An 18880-nucleotide genomic window follows, 5' to 3' on the forward strand; every position below is an offset into this window, starting at 1 on the left:
CGGGCTTCTCGTTCGGCCGGGTAATCGTGATGGGCATTGCGCCCATTTTTTATTTGTGGCGCCGGAATGGATCTTTTTAGCCTTGTAGAACAGACGCTCGCTGGCATGGGTTACGAGCTTGTCGATATCGAGCTGTCGCCCGGTGGGCGTTTGCTGCGCATTTTTATCGACATCGAACGCGGCATCATGGTGGATGACTGTGCAACGGTCAGTCATCAGTTGCAGCACGTGTTCGAAGTAGAGAACGTCAATTACGACCGGCTGGAAGTTTCCTCGCCGGGGCTGGATCGCCCGATCAAGAAGAGTGCTGATTTCGAACGATTTGCAGGGCAGCAGGCGCAGATCCGGATTCGTATTCCGATTGGTAATCAACGCAATTTTGCAGGTGTGCTGGCGGGTATGCGCGATGGCGCCGTGCTGCTGCAGACCGAAAAAGGGGAGCTCGCTCTTCCGCTGGACCAAGTGGAAAAAGCGCGCCTGGTTCCGAAATTTTGATGAATTCGCTTTCAGGGGATTGAAACAATGAGCCGCGAGGTTTTGCTGCTTGTCGATGCACTGGCGCGTGAAAAGAACGTTGCCAAGGATATCGTCTTTACTGCGCTGGAAATGGCGCTGGCTTCTGCCACCAAGAAGCGGATTCATGATGAAGCCGACGTGCGCGTGTCGATCGACCGCGAATCCGGTGATTACGAATCTTTTCGTCGCTGGGTGGTGTTGCCTGACGCGGAAGTGGAGAACGATGAAGCCCAGATGGGCATCATCGATGCCCGTGAGCAATTTCCGGATATCGAAGTCGGGGAGTTCGTTGAAGAACCGCTGGAGCCGATCGATTTTGGCCGTATCGGTGCTCAGGCCGCAAAGCAGGTCATTCTGCAGAAAATCCGTGATGCTGAGCGTGAGCAGATCCTGAATGACTTTCTGGATCGTGGCGAACATCTGTGTACCGGTAGTATCAAGCGCATGGAGCGCGGCAATGCGATCGTTGAAGTGGGTCGTCTTGAAGCCGTGCTGCCGCGTGACCAGCAGATCCCGAAAGAGAACCTGCGTGTCGGTGACCGAGTGCGTGCCTATCTGCTGCGTATCGATCGTGGCGCCCGTGGTCCGCAATTGATTCTGTCGCGCAGTGCGCCTGATTTCATTACCAAGCTCTTCGAACTCGAAGTGCCGGAAATGGAAGATGGTCTCCTTGAAATCAAGGCGGCGGCCCGCGATGCAGGCTTGCGAGCCAAGATTGCCGTGAAGTCCAACGATCAGCGCATCGACCCGATTGGTACCTGTGTGGGCTTGCGTGGTTCCCGCGTGACGGCTGTTCGGAACGAACTGGGTGGCGAAAACGTGGATATTGTGCTGTGGTCGCCTGAACCGGCCCAGTTCGTGATCAATGCATTGGCGCCTGCCGAAGTCAGCTCCATCGTGGTGGATGAAGAAACTCACACCATGGAAGTGGTGGTGGATGAAAGCAACCTGGCGATGGCGATTGGCCGTGGTGGTCAGAACGTGAAGCTGGCTTCTGAACTGACTGGCTGGAACATCAATCTGATGACCCAGCAGGCGGCAGCAGAGAAGTCCGAAGCTGAACAAGGTCAGTTGCGCAGCCTGTTCTGCGAAAAGCTGGATGTGGATGAAGAGGTTGCTGACATTCTGATCGAGGAGGGTTTCTCTTCTCTGGAAGAAGTGGCCTATGTGCCGCTCGCAGAAATGCTGGAAATCGAAGCCTTTGACGAAGAAACGGTCAATGAGCTGCGTCAGCGCGCACGGAATGTGCTGCTGACCGAGGCAATCGTGAACGAAGAACAGCTGGAGGGTGTGGCAGAGGATCTGCTGGCGCTCGAAGGCATGGAAAAGTCTCTGGCTGCGAAGCTGGCCCAGGGTGGTGTGAAGAGCCGCGACGATCTCGCAGATCTGGCGGTGGATGAACTGGTGGAGCTGGGCGGTATCGATGAAGCCAGTGCCAAGGATCTGATTACCAAGGCGCGTGCGCACTGGTTCGAGTAAGCGGGGGAGAAGCACACGATGGCGCAAATGAGTGTGGCGGAGTTTGCCACCGAACTGAAAATGCCGGCTCCGGCCCTTCTCGAGCAATTCGAGAAGGCGGGGGTCGCAAAGTCTGGCCCGACCGATACGGTCAGCGAGCAGGACAAGGCACGACTTCTGGATTATCTGCGCCGTTCACATGGCGAGACGGCTCCAAAGTCCAAGATTACCCTGACCCGTAAGCAGACCACTGAAATCAAGGCGGCCGACTCGTCGGGCAAATCCCGCACCATTCAGGTTGAGGTGCGTAAGAAGCGCACATTCGTCAAGCGTGACGACATTGACCTCGCTGGTGAGGCTGCGGCTGAATCGCTGGAGACTGAAGTTGAAGAGCTGACGTCTGTGGCTGATGCCATTGAAGCTCCGGTTGCCGAGCTGATTCCGGAGGTCGTTGTTCCCGCCCCGGAGCCCGTTCCCGAGCCTGAACCCGCCCCGGAACCTGAGCCCGCTCCGGAACCTGAGCCAGAACCCGAAGCTGCTCCGGAGCCCGAGCCGGTTCCTGAGCCTGAGCAGACTCCTGAGCCTGAGTCTCCGCTCGAGCCTGTCGCGCAAGTCTCCGTTGCGAACCCTGCTGCGCCTGCTGTGGAGACCTCGCGTCAGCGTGAAGATCGTCGCCAGCGCGAACTGCTGGAGCGACAGGCGGCTGACAAGCGTGCTCGTGAAGCCGAAACGATTGCCCGCAAGGCTGCTGCTGAAGCGCGTGTCAAAGCCGAAGCGGACGCTGCTGCCGCAGCAGTTGCTGCGGCAGCAGCTGCAAAAGCCAAAGAAACTGCCCGCAAGGAAACGGGGCACACCCTGCATAAGCCGAACAAGCCCGCAGGTGCTGATGCCAGTAAAAAACCGGCACAACCGGCCAAGGCTGCGCCCTCGCGTGATGATGATTCGCGTAACAAGCGCGGTGGTCTGAAGACCCGTGGCGATACAGCGGGTGGCGCTGCTGGTTGGCGTGGCGGACCGAAGGGCGGTAGCCGTCATGGCGGCGGTCGTCATCAGGATCAGTCGACCAGCTTCCAGGCGCCGACCGAGCCGGTGGTGCGTGAGGTGCACGTGCCTGAAACCATCTCGGTGGCTGATCTGGCTCACAAGATGTCGGTGAAGGCCACGGAAGTCATCAAGAAAATGATGATGCTGGGTCAGATGGTGACCATTAACCAAGTGCTGGACCAGGAAACCGCGATGATCATCGTGGAAGAAATGGGCCATCAGGCACTGGCTGCCAAGCTCGATGATCCAGAAGCCTTCCTGATCGAAGGTGACGAAGCCAAGGATGTGAAGCTCGAGCATCGTGCTCCGGTTGTGACCATCATGGGCCACGTCGACCACGGCAAGACCTCGCTGCTTGACTACATCCGTCGTACCAAGGTGGCCGCAGGCGAAGCCGGCGGTATTACCCAGCACATCGGCGCTTACCACGTGGAAACGCCGCGCGGCATGATTTGCTTCCTGGATACTCCGGGTCACGAGGCTTTTACTGCGATGCGTGCCCGCGGTGCCAAGGCAACCGATATCGTGATTCTGGTGGTGGCGGCGGATGACGGCGTGATGCCGCAAACCAAGGAAGCCATTCACCACGCCAAAGCGGCCGGTGTGCCGATCGTGGTGGCGGTGAACAAGATCGACAAGCCGGAAGCCAATCCCGAGCGCGTCAAGCAGGAACTGGTCACCGAAGGCGTGGTGCCGGAAGAGTACGGCGGCGATTCGCCGTTCTGCCCGGTATCGGCCAAAACTGGTGTCGGTATCGATGAGCTGCTGGAAAACATCCTGTTGCAAGCCGAAGTGCTGGAGCTGACCGCTCCGATCGAAGCGCCTGCCAAGGGCCTGATCATCGAAGCGCGTCTGGATAAGGGGCGTGGCCCGGTGGCCACCATGCTGGTGCAAAGCGGCACGCTGCGTCGTGGTGACGTGGTGCTGGCCGGTGCTGCATTCGGTAAGGTGCGTGCCATGCTGGATGAGAACGGTAAGCCGATCAATTCGGCCGGGCCGTCTATTCCTGTCGAGATTCTCGGTCTGTCCGAAGTTCCGTCGGCCGGTGACGAAGTCATGGGCATGTCTGACGAGCGCAAGGCGCGTGAAATCGCCTTGTTCCGTCAGGGCAAGTATCGTGACGTAAAGCTGGCCAAGCAGCAGGCCGCTAAGCTCGAAACCCTGATGGATCAAATGAAGGAAGGTGAAGTCAAGTCGCTGCACCTGATCGTGAAGGCTGACGTGCAGGGTTCGCAGGAAGCGCTGGTGCAGTCGCTGCAGAAGCTCTCCACCGACGAAGTGCGCGTTAACGTCATTCACGCAGCTGTGGGCGGTATTTCCGAGTCCGACGTCAATCTGGCGCAAGCTTCGCAAGCGGTCATCATCGGCTTCAACACCCGTGCGGATGCCAACTCGCGCAAGCTGGCCGAGACTTTCGGCGTCGATCTGCGCTACTACAACATCATTTACGATGCAGTGGATGAGGTGAAGGCAGCGTTGTCCGGCATGCTGGCGCCTGAAAAGCGCGAACAAGTCATCGGCACGGTCGAGATCCGTCAGGTTATTGTTATTTCCAAGGTCGGTACGATTGCGGGTTGTTACGTACTGGATGGTGTGGTCAAGCGCAATTCGCGTGTCCGCCTGCTGCGTAACAACGTGGTGCACTTCGATGGCGAACTCGAGTCGCTCAAGCGCTTCAAGGACGACGTCAAGGAAGTTAAGTCGAACTACGAGTGCGGCCTCTCCTTGAAGAACTTCAATGACATCAAGGAAGGCGACCAGCTGGAAGTGTATGAAATCCAGGAAATCGCTCGTACCCTCTAAGCGGATGAAAGACTGGTTGTAACGCAAGCGGGCCCTGCGGGGCCCGTTTGTGTTGGAGAAAATGATGGCTAAAGAATTTTCCCGTGGGGCCCGTGTGGCCGAGCAGATCAAGCGCGAGCTGGCTGAGCTGATCCGTCTGGAAGTGAAGGATCCGCGTGTGGGCTTCATTTCGCTGACGGATGTTGAACTCACGCCTGACTACGCTCATGCCAAGGTGTTTTTCACCTCCATGAAAGGTGAGGAGGGGCTCGATGAGATCCTTATCGGTTTGCGTCGTGCTAGTGGTTTTCTGCGTCGTGAGTTGGGGCGTCGGGTTCGGATCCACACTACGCCGGAGTTGCATTTCGTGTATGACCGCTCGGTTGAGCACGGCAGTTACATGTCAGTGCTGATCGACCAGGTGGTAACGGCAGATCGTGCACAGCGCGGTGATGAAGCGCCGGGTGAAGAAGAGTCGAAGGCATGAATCAGCCTCCGCGCAAGCGCTGGCAGATCGTTGATGGAGTGCTGCTGCTCGACAAACCGGGCGGGTTGAGTTCCAACGATGCCCTGCAAAAGGCGCGCCGCCTGTTTTCGGCCGCCAAGGCGGGTCATACCGGCACCCTGGATCCTATGGCGACAGGCTTGTTGCCGCTGTGCTTTGGCGAGGCGACCAAGTTTTCCAATCGTCTGCTGGAAGCCGACAAAACTTATGTGGCGACGCTGCATTTGGGCGTGACCACGACGACTGGGGATGCTGAAGGCGAAGTGCTGGTTGAGCGCCCCGTCGTCGCGGACGAAGCGGCGGTGCACGCGGCCTGCACCCACTTTATTGGCGAAATCGAGCAGGTGCCTCCGATGTATTCGGCACTGAAGCACCAGGGTAAGGCGCTTTACGAATACGCACGGCAAGGAATCGAGATCGCGCGCGAAGCGCGTCGTGTGACGATTCATTCGCTTGAGGTGAAGCGCATTGCTTTGCCAGAGGTGGATATCGTGGTTCGTTGCAGTAAGGGAACCTATGTCCGCACTCTGGGTGAGGATATCGGTACCTTGCTCGGTTGCGGTGCGCATCTGACTGCTCTGCGACGCACTGGAATCGGGCCGCTGGAGATCGATGCGGCGTTGACGCTGGAGCAGATTACTGCTGTGGAGGAGAGCGCCCGGCGTCCGTTGCTGGCTCCCCCTGACGCATTGCTGGCGCATTTGCCGGAAGTGCAGCTGGACTCGCTTGGGCGGAGCAGTTTTCTGCATGGACAAGCAGTGAGAATCGCGGCTGGGGAGGGGGAAGTGCGGGTATACGGCCCGGATTTCCTCGGCCTTGGTATGGCGGAGAGTAATCAGCAGGTAAAGCCGGTGCGGCTGATTGCTTTTGCCGCGCAATGAAACACCTTGGCAGACTTGTGCTGGGAGCGCTTGCTCCCGTATAATCACGGGCTTGCTAAAGGACAACCTTAAGAGACTCAAGAATGATTTCTATCGAACAAAAGGCTCAGATCGTTGCTGACTACCAGCGTGCCCCGGGTGATACCGGCTCGCCCGAAGTTCAGGTCGCTCTGCTGACCGCACGTATCAATGGCCTGACCGACCACTTCAAGGCCAACGTCAAGGATCACCATTCCCGCCGTGGCCTGCTCAAGATGGTTAGCCAGCGTCGCAAGCTGCTGGACTACTACAAGAGCAAGAACTTCCAGGGCTATCGCGCTCTGATCGAGCGTCTCGGCCTGCGCAAGTAATGCCATTGCAGGGTCGCTTGTCACGCGGACTCAGTCCGCGTTGAAATCAGCAAAGCCGGCAGGCCGAAGGGGCTTGGCCGGCTTTGTTTCATGTGGCCCGTTATCCTGTTTCATCAGTAGTGTCTGTCATGCCCGCTGCATCTGGCAGCCGGGCGAACCGCTTCATGTGAAGCGCATCCAGAAAGGATAAATCCGTGCCTATCGCAACCAAGAAAAGCTTCCAGTACGGGCAGCATACCGTGACCCTTGAAACCGGCGAGATTGCTCGTCAGGCTCATGGCGCTGTCATCTGTACCATCGACGATACCGTGGTGCTGGCGACCGTTGTTGCTGCCAAGGATCCGAAGCCGGGCCAGGACTTCTTCCCCCTTACCGTCGATTACATGGAGAAGTTTTACGCTGCGGGTCGTATCCCCGGCGGTTTCTTCAAGCGTGAAGGTCGTCCGACCGAGAAAGAAACGCTGACTTCGCGTCTGATCGATCGTCCGATCCGTCCGCTTTTCCCTGACGCCTACTACAACGAAGTGCAGGTTGTGGCGACCGTGCTGTCCCAGAATCCGGAAATCGATGGTGATATTCCGGCAATGATCGCGACTTCTGCTGCCTTGGCTATCTCCGGTGTGCCGTTCAATGGCCCGATCGGTGCGGCCCGTGTGGGTTACATCGATGGTCAGTACATTCTCAACCCGACCACGACCCAACTCGCCAGCAGCCAGATGAATCTGGTGGTGGCGGGTACCGAAGCTGGTGTGCTGATGGTGGAGTCCGAAGCGGATCAGCTGTCCGAAGAAATCATGCTCGGTGCCGTGGTTTTCGGTCACCAGCAAATGCAGGCTGCAATCCAGGCTATCCACGAACTGGTGGAAGTAGCCGGTAAGCCGGAAGTCGAGTTCATTGCTCCGGCGAAGAACGAAGCCTTGATCGCCAAGGTCAAGGAAGTTGCCCAGGCTGATCTGGAGGCCGCTTTCGGTACTACCAGCAAGTCTGTGCGCAGCGGTCTGCTGAAGGATGTGACCAAGAAGGCGATCGCCGCTCTGGTGACTGGTGAAGAAGGTGCGCCGAAGGACAAGGACGTCAAGGACATTCTGTTCGAACTCGAGTCTGCCATTGTTCGTGGCCGCATCCTGGCTGGCGAACCGCGTATCGACGGTCGCGATACCCGCACTGTGCGCCCGATCAGCATCCGTACGGGTGTTCTGCCGCGTACTCACGGTTCGGCTTTGTTCACCCGTGGTGAAACCCAGGCGCTGGTCGTGACCACGCTGGGTACTGGCCGCGATGAACAGATCATCGACGCCATCGCTGGCGAGTACAAGGAGCGTTACATGCTCCATTACAACTTCCCGCCGTACTCCACCGGTGAAACCGGCCGTGTGGGTTCGCCCAAGCGCCGCGAAATCGGCCATGGCCGTCTGGCCAAGCGCGCCCTGGCTGCCGTGCTGCCGGATGCCAAGGAGTTTGGTTATACGATCCGTGTCGTGTCCGAAATCATGGAGTCCAACGGTTCCTCCTCGATGGCTTCCGTTTGTGGCGGTTCGCTGTCGATGATGGATGCTGGTGTGCCGCTGAAGGCGCCGGTGGCGGGTATTGCCATGGGCTTGATCAAGGACGGTGGCCGTTTTGCCGTGCTGACCGACATCCTGGGTGATGAAGATCACCTCGGTGACATGGATTTCAAGGTGGCAGGCACGACTACTGGCGTGACCGCGCTACAGATGGATCTGAAGATCGACTCGATCTCGCCGGCCATCATGAACAAGGCCCTGGAACAAGCCAAGGAAGGTCGTTTGCACATCCTCGGCCTGATGGATGAGGCCCTGAATGGCAGCAAGGAGCTGTCCGCTTTTGCGCCGCGCATGATGAGCTTCAAGATCAATCCCGAGAAAATCCGTGATGTGATCGGTAAGGGCGGCGCTGTGATTCGCGGTCTGACCGAAGAAACCGGTTGTGTCATCGATATTCAAGATGACGGTACCGTGACCATCTCTTCTGCGGACCAATCCAAGTCCGACGAATGCAAGCGCCGTATCGACCAGATTACTGCTGAAGTTGAAGTTGGCAAAATCTACGAAGGTCCGGTGCTGCGCATTCTGGACTTCGGCGCGATCGTGAACATCATGCCGGGCCGTGATGGTCTGTTGCATGTGTCGCAAATCGCCAAAGAGCGCGTCAATAACGTCTCTGACTACCTCAAGGAAGGTCAGGTCGTGCGCGTGAAGGTTCTTGAGACCGACGAGAAGGGTAAGGTCAAGCTGTCGATGAAGGCTCTGCTGACCGAAGAGGTTCCGGCTGCTGAATAAGCAGGCGCTACCCAAACAAAAAGGACGCCTCGGCGTCCTTTTTGTTTTCTGGTGTCCGGCCTGCTATTGCAGATCCGGAGCGTGTGGCGTCGCTTTAGCGCAGGCCGGCGATGTAGTCCGATACCGCCTTGATTTCCGCGTCGGTCAGGCGCGAAGCAAAGCCGCGCATCATGCTGTTGGGATCGTTGGCACGCTCTGCAAGACGGAAGCTCTTGAGTTGAGCTTCAGTGTAATCGGCGAACTGTCCAGCCAGGCGTGGGTACTGGTTCGGAATGCCTTGGCCTGCCGGGCCATGACAGCCTGCACAGGCCGGCACACCGGTCGCTGCATTGCCTGAGCGCCAGAGCTTCTGGCCGAGCTCGACGGTCTTGAGGCTCTTGGCTGCTTCGGGCTTCAGTTTTTGCTGTGAGTAGTAACGCGCGAGCCCTTGCATGTCGGTATCCGACAATGCTGCAACCATGGGCGCCATGGATGCGTTTACGCGTTCAGCAGGCTTGTCGCCGACTTGCTTGAAGTTGCGTAGTTGTTTAAGCAGGTACTGCTCGTGCTGCCCGGCAATCTTCGGGAAAGTGGCTGCAGCACTGTTGCCGTCTGCACCATGGCAGGCCACACAGACGGTCTCTGCCGTCTGCTTGGCACGTGCCAAGTCTGGTTTGTTTGCTGGGGCGGACTGGGCAAAGGCCGTCTGGATAGTCAGGGCAATCGTCAGGATTGAAATGCGCGCGATCATTGTCACCTCTGAGGTGTGGCGTTCTTGAATCCTGATATTCTATACCGCCCTGCGCCCGACGCGGAATTCCGCGTGTGCGCCAGCAAATCCTTCTGGTTGTTTTCCATGTCCCTTTTTCGTGCTGCCCGTTTTGAAATCTCCATCGCCCGCCCTCAGGATCTGCCCCCTTCGATGGGTGCGGAGATAGCCTTTGCAGGGCGTTCGAACGCCGGTAAATCCAGCGCGATCAATACACTCGTTGGTCATACGCGCCTGGCCTTCGTCAGCAAGACGCCGGGGCGTACCCAGCTGATCAATATTTTCCGCATGAACAATGGTGCGGCATTGGTGGATTTGCCTGGTTATGGCTACGCCAAGGTGCCGGAGGCGATCCGCAAGCAGTGGGTGAAGCTGCTGGAGGAGTATCTGACACGTCGTGACAGCCTGATCGGCCTGATCCTGATCATGGATTCGCGTCACCCGCTTACCCCGCTCGATCAGCAGATGCTGGGTTGGTTCGCGCCGACCGGGCGGCCGATCCACGTTTTGCTGACCAAATCCGACAAGCTGACGCGTGGTCCGGCCATGCAGACGCTTGCCAAGGTGCGCAAGGATCTGGCCGCTTGGGGCCCGAACATCAGCGTGCAGCTTTTCTCAAGCCTCAAGAAAAGCGGTGTCGAGGAAGTTGAAAAAGTCGTAGGGGGATGGCTGGGCACACATTCACCGGAAGAGCTGGGTCTGCCGGAAGATGCTGCCCGGGCTGAATAAAAATAAACCCCGGCGCGAGGGGGCACGCCGGGGCTGGAATGACCTGAATGACCCGGGGGAGTTCATTCAGGTTCCCGCTCAGGGAGGTGAAGCGGGAGGTAGCTCGCGCTACCTATAGCTATGAACGGCGCGAGGTCGAAAAGTTTTAGGCCTTGATTGTAAAAAATCGTAAATTCATCGCGGCGATAGCCGTGTTGTTAGCTCTGTGAGTCAGCCATGACAGCCTTTGCCCGCTTTCCCGCCAATCGTCCACGTCGCATGCGGCGTGATGAGTTCTCCCGTCGCCTGATGCGCGAGTCGCGCTTGAGCAGCGATGATCTGATCTATCCGGTATTTGTTCTCGAGGGGCAGGGGCGTGTTGAGCCGGTGGTTTCAATGCCCGGGGTCAGCCGCGTATCGCTCGACAGACTGTTGGATATCGCAGCAGAGGCTGTGGCTTTTGGGATTCCGGCACTGGCGCTATTCCCGGTGATCGAAGCCGGCAAGAGTGATGCTGCGGAAGAGGCCTGGAATCCCGACGGGCTGGTGCCGCGCGTGGTGCGAGCGTTGAAGGACAGGTTTCCGGCGCTTGGGGTGATCACGGATGTGGCGCTGGATCCCTATACGAGTCATGGTCAGGACGGGTTGATTGATGCGAACGGCTATGTACTGAATGACGAGACCCTGGCTGCGCTAGAGAAGCAGGCGCTGTGTCACGCAGCCGCCGGGGCTGATGTGGTGGCACCGTCAGACATGATGGACGGGCGAGTGGCGCGCATTCGCAGTGCGCTGGAGGGGGCAGGGCATATCCATACCAGGATCCTTGCCTATTCAGCCAAATATGCATCGAGTTTTTACGGTCCCTTCCGTGATGCGGTGGGCTCTGCGGGCAATCTGGGCAAGGGCAACAAATACAGCTACCAGATGGATCCAGCCAATTCGGATGAGGCGATCCGTGAAGTGGCACAGGATATTGCCGAGGGCGCGGACATGTTCATGGTCAAACCCGGCATGCCTTATCTGGACATCGTGCGGCGCGTGAAGAGCGAGTTGGCGGTGCCAACCTTTGTATATCAGGTCAGCGGCGAGTACGCGATGCTCAAGGCAGCCGCAGCGAACGGCTGGCTGGACGAGCAGGCGGTGTTCATGGAGTCTCTCCTGGCCTTCAAGCGTGCCGGTGCGGATGGCATCCTGACCTACTATGCGCTGGAGGCCGCGCGCTTGCTCAAGCGTGAGGCCTGAGTTGCAGATCCGCCCGATGCGGCCGGCAGACTTGCCGGCCGCTTTTGCTTTGCAGTGCCGAGTTTATCCGGACGTCTATCACGAGCCGCAGGAAGCCTTGGCGAGCCGCTTGGAGGCGGGGCCTGCTTTCTGCTGGGTAGCCGAGCAAGGTGGGCAACTGGCGGGCTATGTCTTTGCTCATCCCTGGAGTGGTGCGCCGCCACCGCTGCACGAGCCCTTGCCTGCTTGTGTGGCGGAGCATCTGTTCCTGCATGACCTGGCTGTCTGCCCTAATCACCGGGGAATGGCGGCAGGACGCCAGCTGTATGCCTGCGTGGCGGGTGAGGCCCTGCGCGCCGGTCTGGACAGAATCCGTCTGGTGGCTGTCGGTAGCGCCAGTGCGTTCTGGCAGCGCCAAGGGTTTGCTGAACGGGTGCTGGCCGGGCTGCATCCAGCCTACGGCCAGGCGCAGGTGATGCAGCAGGACTTGATAGGCTGATGCACTGTTCCGTCTGCTGGCTGGGACTTAGCCTCGTGCAACAGCCTCATTGAAGGCCAGGGTCTCGCTCAGGCCGGCCGGCGTGGGTTCGTCACCCACGATCTCCTCTCCGCTGGCGAGCAGGCGGGCATAAGCGCCACCTGCCGTCATCAGGCTTTCGTGGGTGCCGATCTCGACGATGCGGCCGCGCTCCATCACCACGATGCGATTGGCGTCACGGATGGTGGTCAGGCGGTGGGCGACAACCAGCACGGTGCGATCACGGCGTAGCTCGACCAGTGCTTCACGCACAACGCGCTCGGATTCGTTGTCCAGCGCCGAGGTGGCTTCGTCCAGCAGCAGGATCGGGGCGTTCTTGAGGAAGGCGCGGGCGATGGCCAGGCGCTGGCGCTGGCCGCCCGAGAGCTGGTTGCCGTTGCTGCCGATGCGTGAGTCGAAGCCTTGCGGAAGCTTGTTGATGAATTCCAGTGCGTGGGCCTGGCGGGCCGCTTCCTGGATTTCGTCGAAACTGGCCAGTTGGCGGCCGTAGCCGATGTTGTGGGCGACGCTGTCATCAAAGAGCGCCGCATGCTGGCCGACCAGGGCGAGTTGCTGGCGCAGGTCGTTGAGAGGCAGATCCTGCAGGGGCATCCCGTCAATCAGGATGCGCCCCTGAGTGGCCTCAAAGAAGCGTGCTACCAGCGCCATCAGAGTGGTCTTGCCGGAGCCAGAGGCGCCGACGAAGGCGACGGTTTCGCCGGGCTGGATGCTCAGCGTGAAGTCGCTTACTGCGGGTGTTTCCTGACCCGGGTAGGCAAAGCTCACGTTTTCAAACCGGATTTCGCCGCGCGCACGCTCAAGCTTTTGCAGACCGCGATCTTCTTCGGCTTGCAGATCCAGCAATTCGAAAATGCTCTGGGCGCCGGCTAGGCCGCGCTGGATCGTGGAGTTGATGTTGGTCAGGCGCCGAATGGGTTCGAAGATCATGGCCATGGTGGCGATGAAGGCCACGAACTGGCCCGGCGTGAGCTGACCACTCTCTACCAGGCTGGAGGCGGCGAAGATCACGATGGCTACGGCAGCGAAGGCCAGCACCTGCACCATCGGCACATTGGCCGAGGAGATGCGTACGACGCGCATGGTTTCCTTGCGTAACTGGGTGGCGATGCGGGCGAAGCGGCTGGCTTCGTGCTGCTGGGTGCCGAAGATCTTGATTTCGCGCAGGCCGGCCAGTTGCTCCTCTACGGCACAGGTCATCTCACCCATGCTGGCCTGCTGCAGACGATTGGAGGCCCGCATGCCGGTGCTGGCCTTGCGGATGATCCAGGCGACTACCGGGGCGATGGCAAAGATGATCAGGGTCAGATGCCAGGCCTTGTAGAACAGGAAGGCGAGCAGGGCAACGATGGTCAGGCTGTCCTGGATCACCACGATCCAGGCGGTCGACAGCGCAGCGCCGACCTGCGGGATGTCGTAAGTGATGCGCGAGAGCATGCGTCCGGTGGTCTGCGCCTGGTGGGTCGTGACCGGAAGTTCCATCTGATGGTTGAAGACGAGGCGGCGCAGATCTTCGATGGCTTTGTTGGCCACCCACTGGCTGGAGACGCTGGAGATGTATTCGGCGAGGCTCTTGCCGCAGGCAATCAGCAGGATAGTGAGCGGCACCCGCCACATGGCATCCGGATTGCGGGCGATCAGGCTTTCATCGAGCAGGGGTTCGAACTGCCCCGAGAGCAGCGGGGTGGCCCCGGCAACGGCAGCCATGGCCAGCACGGAGAGGGCCGAAACGCGCCAGTAAGGCTTGATGTAGGCCAGCAGGCGGCGATAGAGGCGGAAGGAATCAGTCATCGGAATGCCGGAGAGGCGGCCTGCGGAGTGAGGCCCGGCGTGATTGTAGCAGTGGCCGGGCTGCTGCCCGGCTACGGCCCCGTTCGCTATTGCGGTGTTAGCCAACGTTTGTGGGCTGTAGGGGCATTAACGCAGCGATGCCCCCATAGCCAAACCGGCCAAGATGATCTGGCCGGGGCAATCTGAACAGGCTCTGGCTCAGAAGCCGACGGTGACACCCAGGCTCAGCACCGGGTACCACTTGTACTTGCTGATCTTGTCGTCGAACTTGGTCTTCTCGGCCGCTACATCGCTTTGCAGCTGGCTGCACTGGGCTGCATTGAGGGCACTGCCGCAGCTGACATTGAGAGTCGAGGTGGGGCTGCCCATGTAATACGCACCGAGGTCGGCATAGAAACCGATGCCGGCACCGGACACGCTACCGTAGCCCACGCCCAGATAGGGTGCGAGGCTGTTGCCGGATTTGACTTGACCGGTGGCACTACCGATCTGGCTGGCCTGGTATTGGGTGCCATTGAAGTTGTAGGTGCCGTTGGTGGGGCGGCCAGTGAGATCCACCTTGCTGTTCGAGTAATAAAAACCGCCGGTCACGCGAAAGCCCAGGCCCACGCTCACATCGGCGAGCAGACGCGGTGTGGAGAGTTTGGCGTCAGCGTCGTAGTCGATATCGGTTTCGGTGAAAGACTTTGAATAGCTGTACTGCGAGTAGCCGGCACGTACGCTCACCAGCGGCATAACCTGATAAGCCACGTCGAAGCCGTAGCCGGTACTGCCCACCTGCAGGCCGGCACCGAGATCGGCAGAAGCGGCCGTACTGCAGGCTGCAAGTGCTGCGCAGAGGAGGATTTTCTTGTGCATGGGAGTCCTTTTCCGGGTCTGGGTTGGATGGTTCGGCCTGAATGGCTGGCAGGATTGTGGGGGCTCGGGTTGTGGCCGGCAATGATCGTTAATCTGTATTCGGTGAGCGCAGCCTTGCCTATTCGCGATGGAGCACGCGGTCGACCAGGAAGTCGGCCCAGCCTCGTGTATGAAAGGCCGCCTTGAGTTGATCGCGGTCGTAAACCGTATCCAGCCAGGTGAAGAATTCGATCGGCTCGCGGGCGTTGGCGATCAGATATTCTTCAAAGAAGAAATCGAGGATGCCGGTCTTCGAGCCCTTCAAATGGCCATATTTCCACGATAGCTCGCGCATCGCGTCGGCAATCGGCTCGCCCTGGCGGAACATGCGGTAGAGCGCTGCAGCGAAGCCGGCGCGGTCTGCGCCGCTCTTGCAATGGATCAGCACCGGGTATTCGATTTCGCCAAACAGGGTCTGCGCATCCTTGATGACGTGAGCGTAAGGCGCGCTGCGCGAGAGGATGCCCTTGAAGTCGATCAGGCGGATGCCCAGACGGTGGCATTCCTCGGCCTCGAGTGCATAGCGCCGCGAGTCGTCCGCTCCACGCAGATTGATGATGGTGCGGATGCCCAGCTTGCGCTGATATTTACGGATCTGACCCGGACTGGGCTGGCTGCTGCGGTAGAGGCCGCCGGGCAGGGCATGTAGGTTGTTGTAGATCACGCGGAAGATGCCGTGATCCACGAAGAGCATGTCCAGATAGGCCAGCAGACGGCCAGAGAAACTTGTTACATCACGTGCCACGGAAAAGGTCCGATCAGCCCGGTGGGGCAAAGGCGGGGATTATGCTTCAAAAGCGCCCCGGGGCGCCGCAGCAGGTCGCGGCGGGAGGAGCCCAGCCTGATGCCGGATCGCCGCCAGCACCGCTTCGGCAGCCGGCGAGAGCTGGGCATGGGCGCGGGTGGTGATGCCGATCTGGCGCACCGTCTGCCCCAGCTCGACCGGCAGTTCAACGAGCTTGCCGGCCTCCAGCTCGAAACAGAGCTGATGCGGCGAGATGGCGGTAAGCATGTTGCTGGAGAAGAGCAGGCTACGCAGGATGGCCAGATCGCCGGTCTCGACCGAAGCCAGCGGCGGCGCCAGCCCCAGCTCACTGAAGGAGGCATCGACGAGGCGCCGGCCCGGCGCATCGGGGCGCGGCAATACCCATTGCTCATTCAGCAGATCGGCGAGCGGGATGCGCTCGCGTACGGCAAGCGGATGGCTGGCACGTGCGAGGATGCCCAGGCGGTCTTCAAACAGCGGCTCGAGCAGCAGGCCTTGCGTGTCGCGATCGGCGCGCAGGGCGCCGAAAATGAAGTCGATGTCACCGCTGCGCAAACCCGCAAGCAGCGCCTCGTACGGACTTTCGACCGTGCTCACGCGCAGACGCGGGTGGCGCCCCACCGCCGCAGCGATGCCGGCCGGTACGATCAGGGTGCGCCCGAGCGGTAGCGCCCCGACGGTGACATGGCCGGCCAGGCTGCCGGCAATGGCGGCCAGGTCCGACTGCATGTGGCGCAACTCGGCCGCGATCAGTTTGGCATGCACCAGCAGGCGCGCGGCCGCATCGGTAGGCAACAAGCCCTGCTGCATGCGCTGAAAGAGCGGTGCGCCCAGGGCGGTTTCAAAGCGTTTCAGCGCCATGCTGGCACCGGCCTGGGAGATGCCCAGGCGCGCGGCCACCGCCGTCACATTCCGCTGCTCGGCCATGCTGATCAGCAATTGCAGCTTGTGGCCCGAGAACAGCAGGCTGGCCAGACTGTTGCGCTGGCTGCGGCTGCAGCCCAGCTCATCCAGCACCTGGCTGACCTCGCTCTCGATGCGTTCGGCACGCTGCTGCACCGCCTCGCCATAGGCATTGAGCAACATGCCGCGCGGGCGGCGCTCGAAGAGCGGCGTGCCCAGCGCCTCTTCCAGCTCCCCGACCGAACGCGTGACCGCCGAAGCCGCCTTGAAGACCAGCTCGGCCGCCCGCGCCACGCTGCCGCTGCGGGCCACGGCGAGAAAGCTGCGCAAGTGCTGAAGCGGCTCCAGAACGCCCGAATCCTGATAAGGGTTTTCACTTAGATGCATCGCACAATCCTTATCTGACGGACCATAACGAAAATTTACTTATGAAGTCATAACATTTCCAGAACGCAGTATAAGCAGCCGGCAACGAGCCGACAACGCAGTCTGCCTACACTGGATTCACCCGATCAGCCCACCGGAAGGCCTCGCAAGAAAGCCGGGTGTGGCGAGCAACACAGACCTCTCTGGCGCGCACGCAACGCACCAGGCAGCTGGATCCAACGGAGACAAGATGCAGTCGAACATTGAACAAATGCGCCCGGTCGAGCGCTGGCTTGGTCGCCTCTGCGACATCAGCGCCAGCATCGGCGGCACGGTGCTGGTGAGCATGGCCGGCATGACGGTGGCCAGCGTGATTGGCCGGACCTTTTTCGCCAATCCCATCCTCGGTGATGTGGAACTGGTGCAGCTGGGCTCGGCGGTCGTGGTGGCCTCCTTTCTGCCCTATACCCAGTACCGCCGCGCCAACATCATCGTGGACTTCTTCACCACCGGCCTGTCTGCCCGCAAGCAGGAATGGCTCGATGGCCTCGGCAGCCTGCTCTACACCCTGATGCTGGCGCTGATCTGCTGGCGCGTGGCGGTGGGCTGCATCGACATCCGCGCGACCGGCGAAGCCTCGATGCTGATGAACTTTCCGCTCTGGATCGCCTATCTGCTGATGCTGCCGGGGCTTGCGCTCGCCGTGGTCATCGGCCTGTATCAGACGCTGTGCCAGCTGCGCGGCGAAGCGGGAGTCACAGCATGAGCAGCTTCTCGATTGGAATGTCCATGTTCGGCGGCATGCTGGTGCTGATGGCACTGCGGGCGCCGATTGCGGTGTCGATGTTCGTGCCCGGCGCGTTGGGCTATCTGGCGCTCTCTGGCTGGTTGCCGCTGCTCTCGCATCTCAAGGGCGCGGTGTATGGCCGGGTGTCGGTGTATGACCTGTCGGTGATTCCGCTCTTCATGCTGATGGGCGCTCTGGCCGTGCAAGGCGGGCTGGCGCGGGCACTCTTCGACTTCGCGAATGCGCTGCTCGGGCGCTTCCGGGGTGGCATGGCAATGGCCGGCGTGCTCGCCTGTGCCGCCTTCGGCTCGATCTCCGGCTCCACCGTGGCCACCACCGCGACGATTGCCCAGGTGGCCTACCCGCAGATGCGCCGCATCGACTACTCCGGCCGTCTGGCCACCGCCGCGCTGGCCACCGGCGGCACCATGGGCGTGCTGCTGCCGCCCTCGGTGACCCTGATGGTATATGCCATCCTCACCGAGCAGAACATCACCAAAATGTTCCTCGCCGCCTATGTGCCGGCGCTGGTGGCCGCCATTGGCTACATGCTGGCGATCATGGTCACCGTGCGCCTGAATCCGGAGCAAGCTCCGGCAGCCAAGCCGGCCTCGCTGCGTGAAGTCGTGAGCTGCGGCAAGCAGGTGTGGCACATCGGCCTGATCTTTGGGCTGGTCTTCGGCGGCATCTACGGTGGCTTCTTCACCGCCACCGAGGGCGCGGCGATTGGCGCGCTGCTGACCTTCCTGATCACGCTCGCCACCGGGCAGATGAGCCGCGCCAAGCTGATCAGCTCGGTGCGCACCACGGCCCAGACCAGCGGCATGATCTTCCTGATCTTCCTGGGCGCCGACATGATCAACGCCGCGCTGGCGCTCTCCCAGCTGCCGGCCCAGCTGGCTGACATGGTGGGCCACCTGCAGCTGAGCCCGCTGCTGGTGATGGCCGGGCTGATGCTCTTCTACGTGATCCTGGGCTGCGTGATGGACGAGATGTCGATGATCCTCCTCACGGTGCCGACGCTCTTCCCGGTGATCATGGGCCTGGACTTCTTCGGCCTCGGCATGGCGGACAAATCGCTCTGGTTCGGCATCCTGATCCTCACCGTGTGCGAGATCGGCATGATCTTCCCGCCGGTCGGCCTGAACGTTTACATCATGAACGGCCTAGCCAAGGACGTGCCGATGAGCGAGACCTACAAGGGCGTGATCCCCTTCCTGATCACCGATGCCATTCGCCTTGGTCTGCTCATCACCTTCCCCGGCATCTCGCTGTGGCTGGTGCATCTGCTGATCTGATCCCGCCGCCCGCCCCACCCCAAG

17 protein-coding genes are annotated in these 18880 nt (G+C 60.4%); 12 read left to right on the forward strand and 5 right to left on the reverse strand.

Annotated elements, in window-relative coordinates:
• Nucleotides 1–66: 66 nt before the first annotated feature.
• From rimP to pnp, 7 genes are all read left to right on the forward strand, one after another.
• On the forward strand, nt 67–495 hold the full coding sequence (gene rimP / locus C0V76_RS11820; RefSeq protein ID WP_101942601.1) for a ribosome maturation factor RimP: 429 nt from the start codon (nt 67–69) through the stop codon (nt 493–495).
• Nucleotides 496–522: 27 nt separating this feature from the next.
• Nucleotides 523–1995: a transcription termination factor NusA gene (nusA, locus tag C0V76_RS11825; protein ID WP_101942602.1), complete on the forward strand. Its 1473-nt coding sequence runs from the start codon at nt 523–525 to the stop codon at nt 1993–1995.
• Nucleotides 1996–2013: 18 nt separating this feature from the next.
• Nucleotides 2014–4821 (forward strand): translation initiation factor IF-2, encoded by a 2808-nt coding sequence (gene infB, locus C0V76_RS11830; protein WP_101942603.1) that lies wholly within the window; start codon nt 2014–2016, stop codon nt 4819–4821.
• Nucleotides 4822–4885: 64 nt separating this feature from the next.
• Complete coding sequence (gene rbfA, locus C0V76_RS11835) at nt 4886–5287, forward strand: 30S ribosome-binding factor RbfA (protein WP_101942604.1); 402 nt, start codon at nt 4886–4888, stop codon at nt 5285–5287.
• Entirely contained in the window at nt 5284–6186 is a 903-nt protein-coding gene (gene truB / locus C0V76_RS11840; RefSeq protein ID WP_101942605.1) for a tRNA pseudouridine(55) synthase TruB, read from the forward strand. The genes rbfA and truB overlap by 4 nt, the downstream gene beginning before the upstream one ends.
• A gap of 83 nt (nt 6187–6269) precedes the next feature.
• On the forward strand, nt 6270–6536 hold the full coding sequence (gene rpsO, locus C0V76_RS11845) for a 30S ribosomal protein S15 (RefSeq protein ID WP_101942606.1): 267 nt from the start codon (nt 6270–6272) through the stop codon (nt 6534–6536).
• Nucleotides 6537–6730: 194 nt separating this feature from the next.
• Entirely contained in the window at nt 6731–8836 is a 2106-nt protein-coding gene (gene pnp / locus C0V76_RS11850) for a polyribonucleotide nucleotidyltransferase (protein ID WP_101942607.1), read from the forward strand.
• Between the two features lie 94 nt (nt 8837–8930).
• Here pnp and C0V76_RS11855 read toward each other — a convergent pair whose 3' ends face one another.
• Nucleotides 8931–9566, reverse strand: a complete 636-nt coding sequence (locus C0V76_RS11855) for a cytochrome c (protein ID WP_101942608.1) — start codon at nt 9564–9566, stop codon at nt 8931–8933.
• Between the two features lie 105 nt (nt 9567–9671).
• Between C0V76_RS11855 and yihA the strand changes: the two genes are divergently transcribed.
• The 3 genes from yihA to C0V76_RS11870 all read left to right on the forward strand — a co-directional run bounded on the left by yihA (nt 9672) and on the right by C0V76_RS11870 (nt 12012).
• Complete coding sequence (yihA, locus tag C0V76_RS11860) at nt 9672–10313, forward strand: ribosome biogenesis GTP-binding protein YihA/YsxC (protein ID WP_101942792.1); 642 nt, start codon at nt 9672–9674, stop codon at nt 10311–10313.
• Nucleotides 10314–10529: 216 nt separating this feature from the next.
• Nucleotides 10530–11534 (forward strand): porphobilinogen synthase, encoded by a 1005-nt coding sequence (hemB, locus tag C0V76_RS11865; protein ID WP_101942609.1) that lies wholly within the window; start codon nt 10530–10532, stop codon nt 11532–11534.
• 16 nt (nt 11535–11550) lie between these two features.
• The gene (locus C0V76_RS11870) at nt 11551–12012 is read left to right on the forward strand and encodes a GNAT family N-acetyltransferase (protein WP_158239230.1); all 462 of its coding nucleotides are present in this window, start codon (nt 11551–11553) and stop codon (nt 12010–12012) included.
• Between the two features lie 27 nt (nt 12013–12039).
• Here C0V76_RS11870 and msbA read toward each other — a convergent pair whose 3' ends face one another.
• The 4 genes from msbA to C0V76_RS11890 form a co-directional block, all read right to left on the reverse strand.
• On the reverse strand, nt 12040–13839 hold the full coding sequence (msbA, locus tag C0V76_RS11875) for a lipid A export permease/ATP-binding protein MsbA (protein WP_101942611.1): 1800 nt from the start codon (nt 13837–13839) through the stop codon (nt 12040–12042).
• 198 nt (nt 13840–14037) lie between these two features.
• Nucleotides 14038–14697, reverse strand: coding sequence for a hypothetical protein (locus C0V76_RS11880; RefSeq protein ID WP_101942612.1), 660 nt, complete (start codon nt 14695–14697; stop codon nt 14038–14040).
• A gap of 118 nt (nt 14698–14815) precedes the next feature.
• Nucleotides 14816–15481, reverse strand: a complete 666-nt coding sequence (locus tag C0V76_RS11885; protein WP_254048230.1) for a dual specificity protein phosphatase family protein — start codon at nt 15479–15481, stop codon at nt 14816–14818.
• A gap of 39 nt (nt 15482–15520) precedes the next feature.
• Nucleotides 15521–16792 carry a LysR family transcriptional regulator gene (locus C0V76_RS11890; RefSeq protein ID WP_101942613.1) on the reverse strand — a complete coding sequence of 424 codons (1272 nt, stop codon included), beginning with the start codon at nt 16790–16792 and terminating at the stop codon, nt 15521–15523.
• 229 nt (nt 16793–17021) lie between these two features.
• Here C0V76_RS11890 and C0V76_RS11895 point away from each other — a divergent pair, with 229 nt between their 5' ends.
• Both C0V76_RS11895 and C0V76_RS11900 read left to right on the forward strand, forming a co-directional pair.
• On the forward strand, nt 17022–17537 hold the full coding sequence (locus C0V76_RS11895) for a TRAP transporter small permease (protein ID WP_101942614.1): 516 nt from the start codon (nt 17022–17024) through the stop codon (nt 17535–17537).
• The gene (locus tag C0V76_RS11900) at nt 17534–18856 is read left to right on the forward strand and encodes a TRAP transporter large permease (protein WP_101942615.1); all 1323 of its coding nucleotides are present in this window, start codon (nt 17534–17536) and stop codon (nt 18854–18856) included. The genes C0V76_RS11895 and C0V76_RS11900 overlap by 4 nt, the downstream gene beginning before the upstream one ends.
• Nucleotides 18857–18880: the final 24 nt, after the last annotated feature.

This window comes from Uliginosibacterium sp. TH139 (genome assembly GCF_002855595.1).
Lineage (GTDB): Bacteria > Pseudomonadota > Gammaproteobacteria > Burkholderiales > Rhodocyclaceae > Uliginosibacterium > Uliginosibacterium aquaticum.

Coding starts and splice junctions, on each gene's coding strand:
- rimP (WP_101942601.1), top strand. CDS start 67: ATGGATCTTTTTAGCCTTGTAGAACAGACGCTCGCTGGCATGGGTTAC.
- nusA (WP_101942602.1), top strand. CDS start 523: ATGAGCCGCGAGGTTTTGCTGCTTGTCGATGCACTGGCGCGTGAAAAG.
- infB (WP_101942603.1), top strand. CDS start 2,014: ATGGCGCAAATGAGTGTGGCGGAGTTTGCCACCGAACTGAAAATGCCG.
- rbfA (WP_101942604.1), top strand. CDS start 4,886: ATGGCTAAAGAATTTTCCCGTGGGGCCCGTGTGGCCGAGCAGATCAAG.
- truB (WP_101942605.1), top strand. CDS start 5,284: ATGAATCAGCCTCCGCGCAAGCGCTGGCAGATCGTTGATGGAGTGCTG.
- rpsO (WP_101942606.1), top strand. CDS start 6,270: ATGATTTCTATCGAACAAAAGGCTCAGATCGTTGCTGACTACCAGCGT.
- C0V76_RS11855 (WP_101942608.1), bottom strand. CDS start 9,566: ATGATCGCGCGCATTTCAATCCTGACGATTGCCCTGACTATCCAGACG.
- yihA (WP_101942792.1), top strand. CDS start 9,672: ATGTCCCTTTTTCGTGCTGCCCGTTTTGAAATCTCCATCGCCCGCCCT.
- hemB (WP_101942609.1), top strand. CDS start 10,530: ATGACAGCCTTTGCCCGCTTTCCCGCCAATCGTCCACGTCGCATGCGG.
- C0V76_RS11870 (WP_158239230.1), top strand. CDS start 11,551: ATGCGGCCGGCAGACTTGCCGGCCGCTTTTGCTTTGCAGTGCCGAGTT.
- msbA (WP_101942611.1), bottom strand. CDS start 13,839: ATGACTGATTCCTTCCGCCTCTATCGCCGCCTGCTGGCCTACATCAAG.
- C0V76_RS11880 (WP_101942612.1), bottom strand. CDS start 14,697: ATGCACAAGAAAATCCTCCTCTGCGCAGCACTTGCAGCCTGCAGTACG.
- C0V76_RS11890 (WP_101942613.1), bottom strand. CDS start 16,792: ATGCATCTAAGTGAAAACCCTTATCAGGATTCGGGCGTTCTGGAGCCG.
- C0V76_RS11895 (WP_101942614.1), top strand. CDS start 17,022: ATGCAGTCGAACATTGAACAAATGCGCCCGGTCGAGCGCTGGCTTGGT.
- C0V76_RS11900 (WP_101942615.1), top strand. CDS start 17,534: ATGAGCAGCTTCTCGATTGGAATGTCCATGTTCGGCGGCATGCTGGTG.